This window comes from Atribacteraceae bacterium, assembly GCA_035477455.1.
Lineage (GTDB): Bacteria > Atribacterota > Atribacteria > Atribacterales > Atribacteraceae > DATIKP01.
Window position 1 is genome coordinate 12393 of record DATIKP010000097.1, and the last position, 18347, is coordinate 30739.

At 53.9% G+C, this 18347-nt stretch carries 16 protein-coding genes; all 16 read left to right on the forward strand.

What is annotated here, in order from left to right:
- The first annotated feature begins 87 nt into the window (after nucleotides 1–87).
- Complete coding sequence (pdhA, locus tag VLH40_06105; protein ID HSV31577.1) at nucleotides 88–2109, forward strand: pyruvate dehydrogenase (acetyl-transferring) E1 component subunit alpha; 2022 nt, start codon at nucleotides 88–90, stop codon at nucleotides 2107–2109.
- A 30-nt stretch (nucleotides 2110–2139) separates the two neighbouring features.
- Nucleotides 2140–3336, forward strand: a complete 1197-nt coding sequence (locus tag VLH40_06110) for an MFS transporter (protein ID HSV31578.1) — start codon at nucleotides 2140–2142, stop codon at nucleotides 3334–3336.
- The gene (locus VLH40_06115; GenBank protein HSV31579.1) at nucleotides 3317–4837 is read left to right on the forward strand and encodes an FGGY-family carbohydrate kinase; all 1521 of its coding nucleotides are present in this window, start codon (nucleotides 3317–3319) and stop codon (nucleotides 4835–4837) included. The genes VLH40_06110 and VLH40_06115 overlap by 20 nt, the downstream gene beginning before the upstream one ends.
- A 41-nt stretch (nucleotides 4838–4878) precedes the next feature.
- Nucleotides 4879–5850 (forward strand): TIM barrel protein, encoded by a 972-nt coding sequence (locus VLH40_06120; GenBank protein HSV31580.1) that lies wholly within the window; start codon nucleotides 4879–4881, stop codon nucleotides 5848–5850.
- A 46-nt stretch (nucleotides 5851–5896) separates the two neighbouring features.
- On the forward strand, nucleotides 5897–7435 hold the full coding sequence (locus VLH40_06125) for an FGGY-family carbohydrate kinase (GenBank protein ID HSV31581.1): 1539 nt from the start codon (nucleotides 5897–5899) through the stop codon (nucleotides 7433–7435).
- Between the two features lie 3 nt (nucleotides 7436–7438).
- On the forward strand, nucleotides 7439–8227 hold the full coding sequence (locus VLH40_06130; GenBank protein HSV31582.1) for an SDR family NAD(P)-dependent oxidoreductase: 789 nt from the start codon (nucleotides 7439–7441) through the stop codon (nucleotides 8225–8227).
- Entirely contained in the window at nucleotides 8208–9242 is a 1035-nt protein-coding gene (locus tag VLH40_06135; GenBank protein ID HSV31583.1) for an NAD(+)/NADH kinase, read from the forward strand. The genes VLH40_06130 and VLH40_06135 overlap by 20 nt, the downstream gene beginning before the upstream one ends.
- Nucleotides 9243–9568: 326 nt before the next feature.
- A complete protein-coding gene (locus VLH40_06140) occupies nucleotides 9569–10846 on the forward strand; it encodes a dihydrolipoamide acetyltransferase family protein (GenBank protein ID HSV31584.1) in 1278 nt (425 codons plus the stop codon).
- Nucleotides 10847–10910: 64 nt separating this feature from the next.
- Nucleotides 10911–12443, forward strand: a complete 1533-nt coding sequence (gene xylB, locus VLH40_06145; protein HSV31585.1) for a xylulokinase — start codon at nucleotides 10911–10913, stop codon at nucleotides 12441–12443.
- A 35-nt stretch (nucleotides 12444–12478) separates the two neighbouring features.
- A complete protein-coding gene (locus VLH40_06150) occupies nucleotides 12479–13462 on the forward strand; it encodes a PfkB family carbohydrate kinase (GenBank protein HSV31586.1) in 984 nt (327 codons plus the stop codon).
- Entirely contained in the window at nucleotides 13459–14433 is a 975-nt protein-coding gene (locus tag VLH40_06155; protein ID HSV31587.1) for a hexose kinase, read from the forward strand. Before VLH40_06150 ends, VLH40_06155 begins: the two co-directional genes overlap by 4 nt.
- Nucleotides 14417–14965 (forward strand): ribosome-associated translation inhibitor RaiA, encoded by a 549-nt coding sequence (gene raiA, locus VLH40_06160; protein HSV31588.1) that lies wholly within the window; start codon nucleotides 14417–14419, stop codon nucleotides 14963–14965. Before VLH40_06155 ends, raiA begins: the two co-directional genes overlap by 17 nt.
- 28 nt (nucleotides 14966–14993) lie before the next feature.
- Nucleotides 14994–15650 (forward strand): hypothetical protein, encoded by a 657-nt coding sequence (locus VLH40_06165; protein HSV31589.1) that lies wholly within the window; start codon nucleotides 14994–14996, stop codon nucleotides 15648–15650.
- Between the two features lie 231 nt (nucleotides 15651–15881).
- Entirely contained in the window at nucleotides 15882–17129 is a 1248-nt protein-coding gene (locus VLH40_06170; GenBank protein ID HSV31590.1) for an HD-GYP domain-containing protein, read from the forward strand.
- Nucleotides 17126–17665, forward strand: coding sequence for a DUF5317 family protein (locus tag VLH40_06175; GenBank protein ID HSV31591.1), 540 nt, complete (start codon nucleotides 17126–17128; stop codon nucleotides 17663–17665). Before VLH40_06170 ends, VLH40_06175 begins: the two co-directional genes overlap by 4 nt.
- Before the next feature lie 498 nt (nucleotides 17666–18163).
- Nucleotides 18164–18347 (forward strand): hypothetical protein (locus VLH40_06180; GenBank protein ID HSV31592.1); only part of this gene is annotated, 184 nt, incomplete at its 3' end.

Consider the following 18347-nt stretch of genomic DNA (forward strand, 5'->3'; position numbering starts at 1 on the left):
GTCGGAGATGGCTTTCCATAAGACTTTAGTCCTTCTACCCATTTACTCATCTACTCTTCTACCGCTTATTGATTGGGGAGGTGCGTCATGAAAAAAGAGGATAAAGAAAAACTTCTGGGAATGTACCGGGATATGCTTCGCATCAGGGTTTTTGAGGAAACGGTAAGCGACCTTTTCGCCCAGGACAAAATCCGGGGAACCACTCATCTTTATATCGGCCAGGAGGCGGTGGCCGTCGGCGTCTGTGCGGCGATTCGGCCGGAGGACTACATTACATCGACCCATCGCGGTCATGGTCACTGCATTGCCAAGGGAGCCACCCTTGACAGAATGATGGCCGAACTTTTTGGGAAAATCGACGGGTACTGCAAAGGCAAGGGAGGATCGCTCCATATCGCCGACCTTCATGCCGGAAATCTCGGTGCGAATGGTATCGTCGGTGGTGGTATTCCGATTGCGACCGGGTCCGGACTTACCAGCCGGTATAAAAAATCCGGCAAAGTGACTGTCTGCTTTTTCGGAGATGGAGCGGCGAATACCGGTGCTTTTCACGAGGCGGTGAATTTGGCTGCGGTCTGGAAGCTTCCGGTGATTTTCGTGTGTGAAAACAATCTCTATGCCATGTCCACCCCGGTCCGGGAAGCCTTTTCCATACAGGATATCGCCGAGCGAGGCCAAACTTATGGCATTCCTGGGATGACGGTTGACGGGATGGATGTTCTGGCCGTGAAGGAGGCGGTGGAACAAGCGGTCCAACGAGCGCGGCGGGGCGAGGGACCGACGTTGATCGAATGCAAGACATACCGGTATCTTGGTCATTCCAAGAACGACCCCCGAGCCTACCGGAGCAAGGACGAGGAAAAACAATGGAAAGAACGCGATCCGATCCGGCGCCATCGAAGCTGGCTTATAGAAAATAAAGTTGCCAAGAAGTCAGAAATTGAAACCATTGAGGAAATGGTGGGGCGGGAAGCGGAAGAGGCGGTTGAGTTTGCCGAAAAGAGCCCCTATCCCCCACTTTCGGAGATTACGACCGATGTGTATGTCGACGAGGACTTCGCTCAGATCGAACGGCAAAAAGGTACCCGGGTAGTTGACTCGATCACCGATTTCGCTTCTGAGGGGATGCGGGAACTGACCTTCCGCGATGCATTGAACGAAGCGCTGCAAGAGGAGTTGGAACAGAATGCTGATGTGGTCCTCATCGGCGAGGATATCGGACTCTACGGTGGCGCGTATGGGGTAACCCGGGGTTTGTGGGAGAACTTCGGAGGTGAACGGGTACGTAACACTCCCATCTCTGAGGCGGCCATTGTGGGGGCTTGTGTAGGAGCGGCCATCACCGGATTACGGCCGGTTGGTGAATTGATGTATGTCGATTTCGCTGGCTTGGCCATGGATCAACTCTACAATCAGGGAGCGAAAATCCGCTACATGTTTGGCGGAAAAGCCCGGGTGCCCATGGTGATCAGAACCGAGGGCGGATGTGGGCGCTCTTCCGGTGCGCATCACGCCCAGAGTCTCGAAGCCTGGTTCATGCACGTTCCCGGTCTTAAAGTCGTCATGCCCGCTACGCCATTCGACGCCAAAGGGCTGTTGAAAGCGTCCGTTCGGGAAGACAACCCCATCGTTTTTATCGAACACAAAATGCTGTACAACACAAAAGGGCCAGTCCCCGAGGGAGAATATTTGATACCTGTGGGGAAAGCCGATGTGAAGCGTCCCGGAACGGACGTGACCTTGATCGCCTATTCCCGCATGCTGTTGACCGCCCTGGAAGCGGCAGACCGGCTGGCCGCGGATAACATTCACGTCGAGGTTGTCGATCCTCGGACATTGCTCCCCTTGGACATGGAAACCATCACTGCTTCGGTCAAAAAAACCCATCGCGTGGTGATCGTCTCCGAAGCCTGTAAAACGGCCGGACCGGCAGCCGAGATTGCCATGCGGATTTCGGAGGAGGCTTTCGATGACCTGGACGCACCGATCGTCCGGTTGGGAGCGGCGGATGCCCCGGTTCCCTGCAGCCGGTATCTTGAAGACAATTCGATACCTTCGGTTGAGGATGTGGTCATGGCGGTGAAAAGTGTACTGGTAGGGAATAGGTAGAAGAGGACATCGAGGAGGTCAGGCTTCGTCATGCTGAACAGAAAAGAAACCGTAAGACTGTACGCGCTGGTTACCCTGGCCTTTTATCTTTTGGCCTTTTCGGTGATCGTATCCCATGCGGTACTGCCGGAGTGGATTACAACATTCGAAATCACACCGGGACGAGCCGGACGGGTTTTCTTCGTGTACTATCTGACCTATGTCATCAACACCTTACTCAGCGGGGTGTTGAGTGACCGTTTCGGGAAAAAACCCGTTCTGGTTCTGGGACAGTTGTTCCTGGCGGTGGGAACGTTTCTCGTCGCTACCGCCCACACCTTTCCGGTGATTGAAGCCGGTATGTTGGTGATGGGCCTGGGAGGTGGGTTTAATGAAGCGCCGCTGACTGGCCTGATCTCGGAGAAGTTCATTGGCCGAGAGGGTACCGCTCTCAATCTCAGCCAGATTTCTTTTGGGGTAGGGGCGGCTTCCGGCCCCCTCTTGGCTGGCATTCTCCTGGACGGGGGTTTCTCCTGGCGGATCGTGTTTCTGATCCCGGCGGGGGTATTTGCCTTTTTGTTGACTATTTTCCTCTTGGAAAAGAAGTTTTTCACCGGAGAGCGGAAAACTTTCACCCGAAGGGGAGCCAAGGCCTTGGTCCGAAATCAGGGGGGCTTCCTGGTGATCAGTTTCTTGGCTATGTTTCTTTATGTCGGTTCGGAAATCGGATCTTCGTCATGGATGGGAACCTATGTTGTCCGGGAACTGGGGGGCAGCTTCTATGCGGGAGGGCTTTCGATAGCCGGATTTTGGGGGATGATCACCGTGGGCCGGCTGCTTTTTGCCTTTTTGGCCCGTTATTTTTCCTACAGCTCCCTACTGCGGGTTTCCTCGGTGGTCAGCCTCGCGTTTCTGGTTCTTGTACAGATGAGTGGACAGGTGAATTTGGCGATCCTTTCATTTATGGGATTGGGTCTGGGTTATTCAGCGATTTGGCCATTGCTTGTCGCGGTTGTGGCCAGTAAAGTAGAATCGATGAAAGCGACCGCGATCAGTATGGTAGTAGCCTTTGGGGGGCTGGGAGCCCTGGTGTTTCCCTGGTTGTTGGGAATTCTGGGAGAACTCCTGGGATTACGCTCCATTTTCATTGTGGTGACCGTTCTGGTGGGCGGCTTGGCCGTTGTCTTCTGGTCGAATGTTTTCGGAGAGAAAAGGGAGGGGACCCAACTTGGCCTTAGCAGGAATTGACGTGGGGACCAGCGGTTGCAAGGTGGCCGTGTTCAGGGAGGATGGAAGGTTGCTGGCGAATTCCAGCCGGGAGTATCCTTTTATTGCGCCGCGTCCGGGATGGCTGGAACTGGATGCCCGTGCCGTTTGGGAGGCGATAAAACAGGCGTTGTCGGAGGCGGTCGCGCTCTCGCCGGAACCGGTCACCGTGTGTGGGGTTGCGTCCCACGGCGAAACCCTGGTCCCGGTCGATGCCACGGGTGAGCCGATCGCCAACGCCATTGCTAATTTCGACGTCCGGGCGGAAAGCTACACCTCGTTCTGGCGGGAAAGAATCGACCCATTGAAAAGTTTCCAGATTTCCGGGATGCCCCTTCACGGGATGTATACAGTCAACAAGCTCATGTGGTTACGGGACAACCGGCCGACCCTGTACGATCGGGCCAGAAAATTTACCTGTATGGAAGACTATGTGATCTTCCGCCTGAATGGGTGTGAGCCAGTGATCGATTATTCACTGGCTGCCCGAACCATGCTTTTCGATGTCACAGAAAAACGCTGGGCCCCCGAGCTCCTGACTCTGGCTGGTATCGACCGGGAGAAGCTATCCCGGGTGGTACCTTCCGGTGAGGCGGCCGGTACGGTATGTCCGGCAGTGGCTGACGAGGTGGGACTGTCCCGGCGAGTGTTGATCGCGACCGGCGGACACGACCAGGCCTGCGGAGTGCTGGGCTGTGGTGGGCGCCTGCCGGGAGAAGCCATGTACGGCGTGGGAACCTCGGAATGTATGGCAATCAACCTGGGCCGGGAACCGATTCTCACCCGGGAGATGATGGAGGCGAGTTTTTGCTGTTACCCGCATACCGAAACGGACTCTTATATCACTTTGACCTATATCGCTTCCGGAGGCTCGGTGTTACGCTGGTTCCGGGATGAATTCGGACACGAGGAACGTAGGCAGGCACAGGAACAGGGAAAAGATCCGTATGAGTTTCTCATTGCCGGCGCGTCAGCCCGGCCGGCTTCAATCTTTGTACTCCCCCATTTTGCCGGATCGGGAACTCCCTATCTCGATGAGCGTTCCCGGGGAGCGATCATCGGATTGACCGTGGGAAGCGGCAAGGGGGAGATCACCCGGGCAATCCTGGAAAGCCTGACCTATGAGATGAAAGTCAACCTGGACCTCTTTGAAGAATTCGGGATCCCTATTGGCAACCTGCGGGTTATCGGCGGAGGGTCCCGATCCCCATTGTGGCTCCAGATCAAGGCCGATATTCTGGAGAAACCCCTGCTCACCCTGTCCACCGGGGAGGCGGTGGCCCTGGGCACTGCCATGCTGGCCGGCAAAGCCGGTGGCGTCTTCAAAGACCTCGCTCAGGCCCGGGAAGCGATGGTGGCGTTTCGGGAACGGGTCGATCCTCGGGAGGAATATCGGGAGGCCTACCGGGAACGATTTCGAATATACCGGAAATTGTACGGCGCCCTACGGGAGATTAACCGGGAGATCAGCACATTGCTTTGAAAATTGCAGCACCCTTCTACCAAATAAGGGAGGATGAGAAGATGATCAGCAAAGGTTTTGCCACGGGAATTTGGACGTTCGGACCAGGTTCGGACCGTTTTTGTACTCATGGGTATAAAAAGGGAGCGGACTTTGCGGAATCGCTCGATATTGCCCGCTCGATCGACGGATTGACGGGATTGATGATGCACTACCCCGAACCGGTGAACGAGCGGACTGCCGAAGGGATCAAAAAAGCTCTGGACGAAAGGGGGCTGGCCCTGGCCTCCTGTGAAGTCGATTTGTTCAGTGATCCGGCCTTTGCCCTGGGCAGCCTGATGTCTCAGCAGGAGGGACTGCGAAGGCGGGCGATCGAGATGAGCAAACGAGCTATGGACATGGCCGAATGCCTTGGAGCGGAGGCCATGAACCTGTGGCCCGGCCAGGATGGTTTCGATTACCCCTTTCAGATCGATTACCGCATCCAGTGGGACCTGATGATCGAAGCGATCCGGGAAATCGCGGAATCCAACCCCCGGGTGAAACTGAGCTTGGAATATAAGCTCCGGGAACCCCGCACTCATTCCTCGATCAATTCTTCGGGGATCGCCCTTTTTATCGCCCAGGCGGTAGGACTTCCCAATGTCGGAGTAACCATCGATCTGGGTCATGCGTTCAATTGTAAGGAGTCTCCGGCCAACGTCGTGGCTCTCCTGGACAAATACCGGAAGCTCTTCATCCTTCATCTGAACGACAATTTCCGGGACTGGGACGACGATATGGCGGTGGGAACCGTCCACTTTTGGGAAACCCTGGAATTCGTTTATGAACTCAATCGCTCCAGCTACGAAGGGTGGCTGGGACTCGATATTTTCCCTTACCGAGAAGACGCTTCTCAGGCCTGTGCGTTGAGCATTGAAAATATCCGGTATATGCTCGAAGTCGTGCATCGGCTCGATATGAACACTCTACGCGTGATTCAGAAGGAGGCAAATGCTCTGGAAGCCATGCGCTATATCAAGAGGATCTTGTAGTGTTCTTTGACGGGCTGAGCCATTGCCCGGAAGGGAGGTGATCGCGTTGAGTTACCTGGGAATTGACGTGGGAACGACGGGATGCAAGGTCATCGCCTTTGATGAGTGTGGCCGGATCAAGGCCAGAGCCTACCGGGAATATCCTCTCTATTATCCCGGGGAAGGTTGGCTCGAACTCGACGCGGATGAAGTCTTCGGCTGTGTGGAAGACTGTTTGCACGAGGTGTCGGCGAAAACCACCGGCGATCCTCCACAGAGTCTGGCGATTTCCGCCCAGGGAGAAGCGGTGGTTCCCGTCGACCGGGAAGGTCGTTGCTTGGCCCGCAGCATGGTGACCTTCGATAAAAGAGGTGAAGAGTTCGTTCCCTACTGGGAGGAAGCACTGGGGCGGGAACGGTTTTTTTCCATAACGGGGACCACCCTTTCTGGGATAGGAACCCTCAATAAAATCATGTGGTGGCAGGCCCATCATCCGGAAATCCACGAACATACCCGATTTTATCTTTGTTTTGAGGATTTCGTGATGTACCGGATGGGATTGGAACCGGTCATGAACTACTCACTGGCCGCCCGCACGATGATGTTTGACGTAACCAATGAATCATGGTCTCCGGAAATCCTCTCCCGGGTTTCGATCGATCCGGAGCAACTGGCCCGGACACGTCCCTCCGGTCAAGCCGTTGGGGAAGTGGGAGAGTCATTCCGGAGAAAAATGGGATGGAAGGAACGGGTCCTGGTCGCTTCCGGAGCTCACGATCAACCGTCCGGAGCCCTGGGCGCCGGAGTTATCCGGCCGGGATTGGGGATTGACGCGACGGGTACGGTGGAATGTATCGCTCCGGCGCTCTCCAGGCTGGTTCTCAACGACACCATGCGGAGAAATAATCTCTGTTCATACCATCATGCCTATCCGGACCTCTATATTACGTTGATCTACAATTTTACCGGGGGGTCGATTTTACGCTGGTATCGCGACACCTTTGGAGCGAGGGAGGTCAACCGCGCCCGCCTGGAAAACCGGAATGTGTATTCGGTAATTCTCGAGGAATTGCCGGAAGCCCCCACATCGCTTCTCGTGCTTCCCCATTTCACCATGTCCGGTACACCGCACTTCGATACCGCTTCCTGTGGGATGGTCGTCGGTTTACGACTGGAGACTACAAGCCAGGAGTTTATCAAAGCCCTCCTGGAAGGAGTCACCCTGGAGATGAAATATAACCTTTCCCTCCTGAATAAAGCGGGGGTCCAGGTCGATCGGTTGCGGGCGGTGGGGGGTGGCGCTCAAAACGAAAAATGGTTGAACCTGAAAGCGAATATTTTTAACGTGCCGGTGGAAACCCTGAATATTTCCGAGGCCGCCTGTCTGGGTGCCGCGCTTTTGGGGCGGAAAGCGTTAGAAAACATAACGGATTTTTGTAGCCTGGTCGATACGCTCGTTCAGGTGGAGCGAGTGTACGAACCGCAGCCAGAAACGGCTCGCCGGTACGAGGATAAATTTGCTCAATATATCCGGTTGTATCCAGCCCTGAAAGAATGTATTCAAGTTACCGGCTCCCGGCGGACCGGTTGTGAAGCGGAGGAATGAAGCATGGATCTTAATCCGTTACAAGATAAAATAGCTCTGGTGACTGGTTCGGCTTCGGGGATCGGCCAGGCCCTGGCACTTCGCTACGCCAGCGAGGGAGCCCATGTCGCTTGCTGTGACCTGAATCGAACCGGTGCGGAAGAAACGGCTGTTGAAATCGCGAGGCTTGGTCGGGAGTCCCTGGCTCTGTCCGTCGACGTCGCCCGGGCCGATCAGGTCGCCGAAATGGTTTCCCGGGTTCTTGACCGATGGGGACGAATCGATATCTTGACCAATTCGGCAGGAATAATCAAAGCCCACTTTATCACCGAAGTCCCGGAAGAAACCTGGGATGCTATAATAAACGTAAACCTCAAGGGAACGTTTCTGACCATGCGCGAGACAGCCAAGGTCATGGTCGAACAGAAATCAGGAAAAATCGTCAATATCTCTTCCAAGTCCGGCAAAAGGGGTGGACTTTGGCTCGGCGCCTACAGCGCTTCGAAGTTCGGGATCATCGGCCTGTCCCAAAGCGCCGCTATGGATCTTGCTCCCTTTGGCATTAACGTGAATGTCATTTGTCCAGGAAATGTGTTTTCCACCCCCATGTGGGATCTCCTGGATAAAGAGTATTCCCGGAAACTGGGTGTATCTCCCGATCAGGTCCGCAAGATGTATGTAGAGAAAGTGCCGCTGGGACGGGGATGCACGGTGGACGATGTGGCGAATGTCGCCGTCTTTCTCGCTTCCTCCTTGTCTGATTACATGACCGGTCAGGCCATCAACCTCACCGGTGGACAGGAGGTCCATTAAACTGAAAAAGATCGGCCTCATCGTAAATCCGGCCTCCGGAAAAGACATCAGGCGTCTGGTGGCCCAAGGGGCGGTTTTTGGAAACCGTGAAAAAATAAACTACCTTCTGCGCATCTTGCGAGGACTCGACGGCATCCTTTACTCTCCAGTGGCGGTTGTCTATATGCCCGACCCTTATGGACTGGTCGAAGTGGCCCGGGATGAGGGCCGACATTGGTTGAAACACCTGGTTTTTCACGCTTGCCCGATGACCGTTTTCGGCGATGAGCAGGACACTCTTACCTTTACCGAGTACGCCGTCCGGGAGCAAGGTGTGGAGTTGATTCTGGTGGTCGGGGGAGACGGCACCAACCGGTTGGTGGCTAAAAAAAGCGGAACGACACCCCTTTTCCCAGTGTCTGCGGGGACCAACAATGTGTTTGCCGATACGATCGAACCAACCGTTGTGGGCATGGCGGCCGCTTACTATCTAACCGGACAGATGAAAGGAAACGGAGTCCTACAGCGACAGAAAATCCTGCGGATAGAAAAGGACGATATGCTCCAGGATGCGGCGCTGGTAGATGCTGTCCTGCTCTCCACCAGGGAACGGGGCGCCCGGGCAGTCTGGGACGTTGCGCCCATTCGTCTGGTCGCGGTGACCCATACCGACCCGTTGAAAATTGGGCTCAGTACCCTGGTCGGCCGGGTAGCTGATGTCCCCGCCTCGGAAAAACGTGGAGCGTTCGTCCGTTTAGGGAAAACCGGAAAACGTGTTTCGGTGCCTATTGCCCCGGGTTTACTCCAAACGGTGTACGTCGGTGAATTCGGCTATTTGGATATCGGAGAACGGATCGCCCTGGACGGGGAGATGGGGATAATCGCTCTGGACGGAGAAAGAGAAGTACTGGTTCGCCGGAACGAGCGGTGGTCGATTGTCCTTGACGACAGCGGTCCGGTCAAGGCCAACATTTCCGAAATCATGAAAGCGGGTGAACTTGGCCGCCTACCCCAATCCGGGTTGGTACCCGTTTGAAAGAACGTAGCTTCTTTACCTTGCGAGTGACTGGAATTAATACGGGAGAACCAATAGGACAATAAAAGATGATTTTGCTGCAAAAACTCATTTCAGCGAGGCCGCGTTGCCATCAGCAACGCCTCATCTGGCATTTTCTCGCACGCATCAATGACCACGTCTGGTTACAGTGATGCTGAAAAGGCTGTCCTTGGCCTTTTTGCTGCGAAAATGCGGTGATTTCGGCGGCTGGTTTAGGCAGCTTAGGCCCAGGCTTCCTTCGTTCTTTTGCAGCAGAATTACTTATTGCAGTAGAATCAAATATTAACCGGAAAGGAGAGTCGCAGGTGGCTAAAAGCGTGATTATGCCCAAACTGGGCTTGACAATGGAAGAGGGCGTGATCAACAGATGGCTGGTAAAGGAAGGTGATCAGGTCGAAAAAGGGGACGTATTGTTCGAAGTCGAAACTGACAAAGTCAATATGGAGGTTGAGTCACCGGCCTCAGGCGTGCTGTTGAAGATCATACATCGGGAAGGAGAAACAATTCCGATCACCCAGACAGTAGCGTACATCGGTAAAAAAGGTGAAGCTTTGCCGGAGAGGGTATCGGATGGCGGAATTTCCCCGCCGGAACCCGGGAAAGCGGTGGAACAAATTTCGAAAACGGCCGCATCCGGTGCCGACCGGGCTCTTTCGCTAACCGGGGAAGTAACGACGGCCACTTCCGGCTCCAGTCGGATGAAAGTGTCGCCTTTAGCCAGAAAACTCGCTCAACAATATGAAATAGACCTCAGCAAAATCTCCGGAACCGGTCCCGGGGGGCGGATCGTCAAGGATGATGTGGAGCGGGCCCAAGAGGCACGACGGGAGGTTCCCGGGTTGACCGTACCTTCCCGGGTTGAAGGGGTACAACCGGAAACGGTGGTGGCGCGGAATCAGGAAGCGGTGCCGCTGTCCAGAATGCGCCGGACCATTGCCAACCGGATGCTGGAAAGTACCCAGAATAAACCTCACTTTTTCGTTCGCCAGGAAATCTATGCCGAAGAACTGGTCCACCTGCGGGACCGCCTGTTACCAGTAATTGAAAAACATAACGGTCAGCGGGTTTCCTACACCGATATCATCATTAAGATGGCGGCCCGGGCCCTCCTGGAATTCCCGATGGTCAACGCCTATTTTACCGGTGACGCAATTCAGATGAACTCCTCCGTTCATATCGGACTGGCTGTGGCTCTCGACCAGGGACTGATTGTCCCGGTTATTCGCGATGCAGACAAGAAGGGGCTGGCTGATATTACAGCGGCGGTTCGGGATCTCTCGGCCCGGGCCCGCGACGGCAAACTCCTACCCGAAGAGATCAGTGGGGGCACCTTTACGGTGAGTAACCTTGGGATGTACGGTGTCGATGATTTCTCCGCGGTGATCAACCCACCGGAGTCAGCGATTCTGGCCTGTGGGGCGATCAGGAAGAAACCGTATTTTGATGGCGCAACGATCGTGCCGGCTCATCTTTTCACCTTGACCCTTTCTGCCGATCACCGGATTGTGGATGGAGCTGTGGCGGCACATTTCATGCAGTTTTTGAAAACCTTGCTGGAAGAGCCTTTAACCCTGCTTGTATAAAACCCAGTGACGTTACCGGAAGGCCGGGGAAAGGGAATGACTTGAAAAGGAAGGTGGAGGCGCAGTGCGTACTTTTTTGGGAATCGATGTGGGAACGACTGGGTGCAAAGCCCTCGTGGTCGATGAATCGGGGGAGCTGCTAGCCGCCGCTTCATCGGAGTATCCCCTCTACACTCCCCGCCCGAATTGGGCGGAACAAAATCCCGGTGACTGGTGGCAGGGAACGCTGTCCGCCCTCCGGGCAGCGTTGAGTCAACAGGGGATCGAGCCGGCCGGTGTACAGGGAATCGGATTGACTGGACAGATGCATGGTTCGGTGTTTCTCGATGAGAGAGGAGCGGTTCTCCGGCCGGCGATCTTGTGGTGTGATCAGCGGACGGCTATGGAGTGCCGGGAAATCACCGAGATTATTGGGCATGAGCGGATCATGGAAATTAACTGTAACCCGGTCCTGGCGGGTTTTCAGGCGCCGAAAATCCTCTGGGTCAAAAACAACGAACCGGAAATATTTCAAAAAATAGCCCGGGTTCTCCTGCCCAAAGACTACATCCGTTATTGCCTGACCGGCGACTTTGCCACCGACGTGTCTGATGCTTCCGGGACGTCGCTTTTCGATGTACCGGGGCGCCGCTGGTCCACCGAGATGATCGAGGGACTGGGGTTCCAGGCCAACTGGTTCCCGGCTTGCTTCGAATCACCGGAAATAACCGGTGTGGTTCGCCGGGACCTTGCCCTCACCCTCGGTCTTCCACCGGACATCCCGGTCGTAGCCGGCGGGGGAGACAACGCGGCAGGAGCGATCGGCACCGGAATCGTCAGCGCCGGTCTGGTCTCGGCAAGCCTGGGAACTTCGGGGGTGGTATTTGCGTTCAGCGACGAAGTGAAGGTGGATTTGAAAGGAAGGGTCCATACCTTTTGTCATGCCGTTCCCGGGAAATGGCACGTGATGGGAGTGATGCTGTCCGCCGGAGGATCGTTCCGCTGGTTTCGGGATGTTTTGGGGATGGAGGAAAAGAACCTGTCCACCCTCCTGGCGAAGGATGGGTATGAAATACTTACATCAGAAGCCGCCTTGGCTCCGGTCGGCAGCGAGGGGCTCATTTTTTTGCCCTATCTGACCGGAGAGCGGACACCACATGCCGATCCCTATGCCCGGGGGGTGTTTTTCGGTCTCAGCCTCAAACATCGCAAGAATGAACTGGTTCGCTCAGTGCTGGAGGGGGTTACCTTTGGGATGCGGGATTCCTTTGAAATTATCAGGGAAATGGGGATTCCGGTCGAAGAGGTCCGGGCGATCGGCGGAGGGGCCAAGAGCTCTTTCTGGCGCCAGTTGCAGGCGGATATTTACCAGGTTCCTCTCCAGACGGTGAAGGTTGACGAGGGCCCTGCTTTTGGAGCGGCATTGCTCGCGGCGGTGGGAACCGGAGCGTTTTCCTCGGTGGAAGAAGCCTGCCGGCAAGCCGTGTCCACCATTGATCAAATACTTCCCGATCAAACGAAAACCCGGATTTATGAAGATATTTACCGGATTTATCGGGACCTTTATCCGGCATTGAAGGGATTCTATCGGCGGGTATCCGATCTGGAGAGTTGGTAGTGGTGGTTCGCAAGTGATTTATCGAGGTGAATATTGTGGATAATAAAGCCATTAGTCTTGGTGAATTGCTCATCGATTTTGTTTCGACGGAAAATGGGGTCACCCTGAAAGACGCACCGGGATTCGAAAAGGCTCCCGGCGGTGCACCGGCCAACGTCGCAGTGAGCATAGCCAAACTCGGTATTGCGTCTTATTTTATCGGTAAAGTCGGTAAAGATGCGTTCGGGGATTTTCTGAGGGAAACCCTGGAGCTTTACGGCGTCAATACCCAGTTTCTCTCTACGACCGGGAAAGCGAAAACGACGTTGGCCTTTGTCTCCCTAACCGAAGAGGGAGAACGGGATTTTGTTTTTTACCGGGATCCGGGAGCGGACATGCTTCTCGATCAGGGCGATATCCAGGAAGATTGTTTTTCCGGATCAGGCGTGTTTCACTTTGGGTCGATCACTATGACTCACGAGCCTTCGCACAGTGCGACGTTCAAGGCCATTACGCTTGCGCGGAAATATGGATATCTCCTTTCTTATGACCCTAATCTCAGACCAGCGTTATGGAAAAACACCGGTGATGCCCGGGAAAAGATACGTCGGGGATTGGAGTATTGCGACTTGGTCAAGTTGAATGAAGAGGAAACCTGTTTTATTGCCGATACCCATAACCTTGACGAGGCGATCCGTTTCATTCGCAGCCGCTACGATCCACCTCTTCTGGCCATTACCATGGGTCGGGACGGATCGATGCTTTACTACCGAGATCAACTGATCCGTGCGAATGGTTTCCCGGTCAAGTCGGTGGACACCACTGGCGCCGGGGACGGTTTTGTAGGTGGTTTGGTCAGTTCACTCGCCCCGTTCTGGAATAAAATCCGGGATCGACAGGATGTGCCCGAGGAAACGCTTCGTTTCGCTGTCCGGTACGCCAATGCGGTCGGTGCGCTGACGACCCTGAAGAAAGGGGCTATTCCGGCTCTGCCCACGAGAGATGAGGTCGAACTCTTTATCAGGGAAAACACTCTGTGATTCATGTTTTATGCCTGAATCCGGCCCTTGACCATCTCCTGATCATAAATGAGCTTTATCTCGATGCGGTTAACCGGGCAGCTTGGTCGATATCCACTCCGGGAGGCAAGGGAATCAATGTCGCCCGGGCGATCAAGACAGTCGGTGGTGAGCCCCTCCTCCATCTTTTTCTGGGCGGAATGATCGGCCGGAAGATCGGCCGGGCGCTTAACAAAGAAATAATTTCTTTTCGGGCCTGGCCGGTAGAGGGGGAGACCAGAATTACCACCGTGCTCCATGAAAGGTTGCAGAAAAGGCATACTGTGATTAATGTGCCCGGCCCCCCGGTTCGTCTGTCGGTCATCGATCGGTTTTACCGGTTTCTTGACGAAATAATGATGGAGGGTGATTACCTGGTCCTTTCCGGATCGTTGTCCCCGGGGATGCGCCGCGATCTGTATGGGTGCCTGATGGAGATGTCTACACAAAAAAAGGTGCTTTCCATACTCGACAGTTCTGGAGATGCCTTCAAATGGGCTTTTCATTTTGCTCCGTTTATGATAAAACCTAATGTTGAAGAGGCTCAGGAGGCGCTTGGTTTCCCGATCCGATCTTTGCCGGACAAAGTCCGGGCTGTTCGTGAGTTCCGCCAAAAAGGCGTCGCCTTGGTTGTTCTTTCCGATGGACCCCGGGGATTGGTTGTCGGGTGGGAATCAGGTGTCTTTTTCGTGTCGTGGCCGGAGGAGGTGAAGGGAGGGGAATATTATATCGGATCTGGAGACAGCATGGTTGGTGCTCTGGTTGAAAGGCTTTCCCGGGGACTTTCGGTCTGCGAGGCCGTCCGGTTCGCCGCGGCCTGCGGCCTGGCCAATACATTTAGCCCGGGAGCCGGTTTCTTCGACATGAACCTGGCCGACCGTCTGTATCGCGGGATCACCATGACACCTGTCACTGGATGTGAAAGGAGTGTTCCGGATGGAAGTAATCATTAGAGGCGAGAATATTGATGTACAAGATAAAATGAGGGACTATGTAACCGGGAAGCTGACGAAACTCGAGCGTTTTTTCCACCGCTTGATCGACACAACCGTGACCTTTCGCTTGGAAAGAGGACGGGTGAAGGCGGAAGCAATGACCACGGCCAGCGGGATCGTAATTCGGGGGGAAGGAATTGGACCAGACTGGCGCAGCGCTTTTGATATGGTTGTGGATAAGCTGGAACGTCAGATCAAGAAGTACAAAGGGAAACTCGAGGGGAGGGGAGCGTTGCGGGCCGGGGAAGTCTTTGCCCTTGGAACGGAGAAATCTTTATTGTCCTCTCCGAGCGAAGAGGACACCCGGGTTGGCGAAGTGGTGCGTACCAAGAAATTCGTTCTTCGACCGATAAGCATGGAAGATGCGGTGTTGCAAATGGAAATGCTCGGTCACAGTTTCTTTATCTATAAGGATATGGATCAAGACAAAGTTCAGGTGCTTTATAAAAGGAGTGACGGTGATTACGGCTTGATTGATCCGGTATACTGAAAAAGCGAGGTGACCCCGCTGAGGAGCCATGGAAAACCCTGTGGACCTAAAAGCGATCGAAAGTTCTATCGAGAATATAGATGGTGTGGTCAATGTTCGGGTCATGGGTGATGGGGGCGTTATTAGCGAAATCCACGTCCTTTCCAACCGGAGCAAGCCTCCCCGATTGTTGGCCCGGGACATTGAGACCCTGTTGCATGCCCGGTATAATCTTGATGTAGACCATAAAAAAATCAGTATTGTGAGCTTTGACCTGGAGGGGAGTAAAAGAAAGGAACCAAACGGAGAGTTACTGCGTCCGGTTTTATGGAGCCTGGGTTGGAAGAGGAATCGCGCCGGGGTGAGTGCCGAGGTGGAAATTAGGCTGGGCGAAAAGACGTTCCGGACTGAAGTGGCGGAGGACCATCCAAAAGCGTCCGATCGGATTGCGCTGGCAGGTGAGGCAGTTCTCCGTTGTATCAATGACTTGATGGGGGGGCGTTTTTTTACCTTGCGCGGGATATCCACTCACAGCTTTTCGGGATGCGATGTCGTGCTTGTTGTTGTTGACTATCGCTTCCCCGATGGAGAGATGGGTATCCTGACTGGAGCCGCAGTAGTCAAGGATGATCTTTTCGAATCGGCGGCCCGAGGAACTCTTGATGCCCTGAACCGAAAAATCCTTGTCCATCTGGAAAGCGTTTGAGAGGAGTGGGGTGGAACCGGGGAATATCTTTTTCAGCGGAGCTATTTCCCATCTCATAAACCAGCGGAACGAGATGGAGAATCAGCGAAGGAGGATGTTACCATGGCAAAGATCGTCAGTGTCCTGCTTGGCCTTCTGGCCATAGTCCTGGCAAGCGGCGCCGGTTTTTCCTGGAGGTAGCAACCGTTACTGCATCCATAAGATATCTCCCGGTCCACCCCGGGAAACAGAATGGACGGTCTCGTAAAAAAATGGATTTTCCCCTGTTTCGTTTATGGGGTTATTGCCCTTGGTGTTCTTATCTTTGGGTTGTCTGTTTGGTATTTGGATGTCTCACAGGTTTCACTGCCCCTCTTTGTCACTTTTCTACTGATTACCTTCATTTCCGAGATCATGCCGATCCACCTTCCCTACGGTACCGCTATTTCCGTGAGTTTTGCCGTGGTGTATGCCGCTATTCTTCTGGTTTCTCCCCTATTCGCCGCCTTGGTGGCCTTTGGGGGTATGACCCTGGGGACTATCACCGGAGGCTTGAAAAAGGCGCTTTTCAACGGTTCCCAATTCGCCCTGTCGGCCTTTGCTTCCGGTCTGGTGTTCCAGTATCTGCGCGGATATCAGTTTCATTGGGATACCTTCGTTTTTTACGGAGCGGTTTTTTCTTCGATTATAATCTTTTTCCTTTGTAACGTTCTTTTAATCATCGCCGTGGTATCCATGTCCAGCGGGACAGCGGTGAGGACTCTTTGGCGGCAAAACATCAACGGAATCATTATCCAGTATTTTGCCATGTTTCCCTTTTCGTTGTTGCTTGCCCTCATCTATACCAACATTGGATACTGGGGGGTTGTCCTTTTTTTCATTCCGCTCATGGTCGCCCGGTATTCCTTCAAGCTTTATGCCGATACCAAGAAAAGTCAGCTGGCTCTTTTGCGAGCCCTGACGGCGGCAATCGATGCCAAAGATCCCTACACCCGCGGTCATTCAGCCCGGGTAGCGGAACTTTCCCTGGCCATAGCCGAGAAAATCCGCCTCTCGAATCGGGGGCGGGAAATGCTCGAATACGCTTCACTCCTTCATGACGTGGGGAAGATCGGGATTAACGATTCAATTTTAAGTAAATCGAGCGGTTTAGACGATGAAGAATACCTGGTGGTCAAAGAGCATCCAGTGATCGGTGAGGAAATCATAAGCGAAGTAGATTTCCTCAGGGAAGCGGCTCGTTTCGTCCGTGCCCATCACGAGCGATGTGACGGATCCGGCTATCCCGACCGGAAACGTGGCAGCGAGATTCCGCTCGAAGCACGCATACTGGCGGTTACCGATGTTTTTGATGCTTTGACCTCGGACCGGCCCTACCGAAAAGCCTACCCTGTTGAGGAAGCCCTGCGGATAATGAACAATGATGAACGCTCATTTTACGATGCGGAAGTGCTCGAAGCGCTTTATGTCGTATTGGAGGACGTAAGAAACCATCAATGATGCTGGCTGATTTTATTATTTATGGGATCCTGGCCGGTTGGGTCACGGGAGGCAAGCTCGGCTATCTAAAACAGATCAAAATGCCTTTTTTTTGGCTGATCATTGTCGGGTTTCTGGTTCGTTATGTCGTGTTGGCGCTTTTCCCCGCTGATTTTATCTGGTTGACCTTAGTGGGAATGAGCGTTGTATTTATTGCTACAACGCTCTCATATCGGTTACCCGGCATGCTCCTGATTGCCGCTGGAACGATGTGTAATATTGCGGTCATGGCGGTCAACCAGGGACGGATGCCGGTATCCCTCCCCCTTGCCCGTCAACTGGGCCTTGGAGCCTTGGTCGAGCGTTTCTATGCCGGTCATTTTCCGGATTATGTCGCAATGACGAGCGCAACCCCTCTGGCGTGGCTCGGTGACATAGTTCCTTATTACTCCCTCTTGTATGTTCAGCCGTTTGTTGTGAGTATCGGTGACTACCTTTTGGGTATCGGAATTATCTGGTTTTTGGTCCAGGCCATGAACGGAAGAAGAGGCCGCTAGGAGGCCCGAAGCGGGAAATAAACAATCTCTGCGGCCAGCTCACCCCCTTGACGCTATCCACCATTCCGTCCTCCCTGGCGGTATTTCTCCGGTGCCTTCGCTCCTGTGGTATAATTGGCCTATCGGCCTGGCAAATGGTCTCGTGGAACAATATTCGACACTGACGATACCTTACATGAGAGGTGTTTAACATAAGGCAGTCAACCGGTCGGGGCCTGACGACTTCGGGCAGGAAAACTCCCCATCCCCCTACCCCTTTGGAAAAGGGGCAGGGGGGACTTAGAAGCTACATTTCGGTTGATGTAAATCACCGGCTCGGGTTTTTGCCGGGACACAGCAAAGTAACTGATTCGACGGTGGCGGGTAGGTTGATTAGAGAAAGAGAAAAGCAGGCTATTAGGCGGCAGGCTTTTAGGTAAAACAAAAACTTGCATGGCTATTACCTAAAAGCTTAAACCGCTAAACACCTACAGCCTGTATTTTTGAGGATAAGAAAGAATGCTTGGATTCGTAAAGGATTTTTTTTCTGGGAAAACTCAGAACCGGTTGATTCGTAGTCTCCAGGAAACCTATGTGGAGCCGGTCAATGCTTTGGAAGATAAGTGTTCCCGGTTAAGCGATACCGAACTCCGGACAAAAACCACAGAATTCCGTGACCGGTTGGAAAACGGAGCATCTCTTG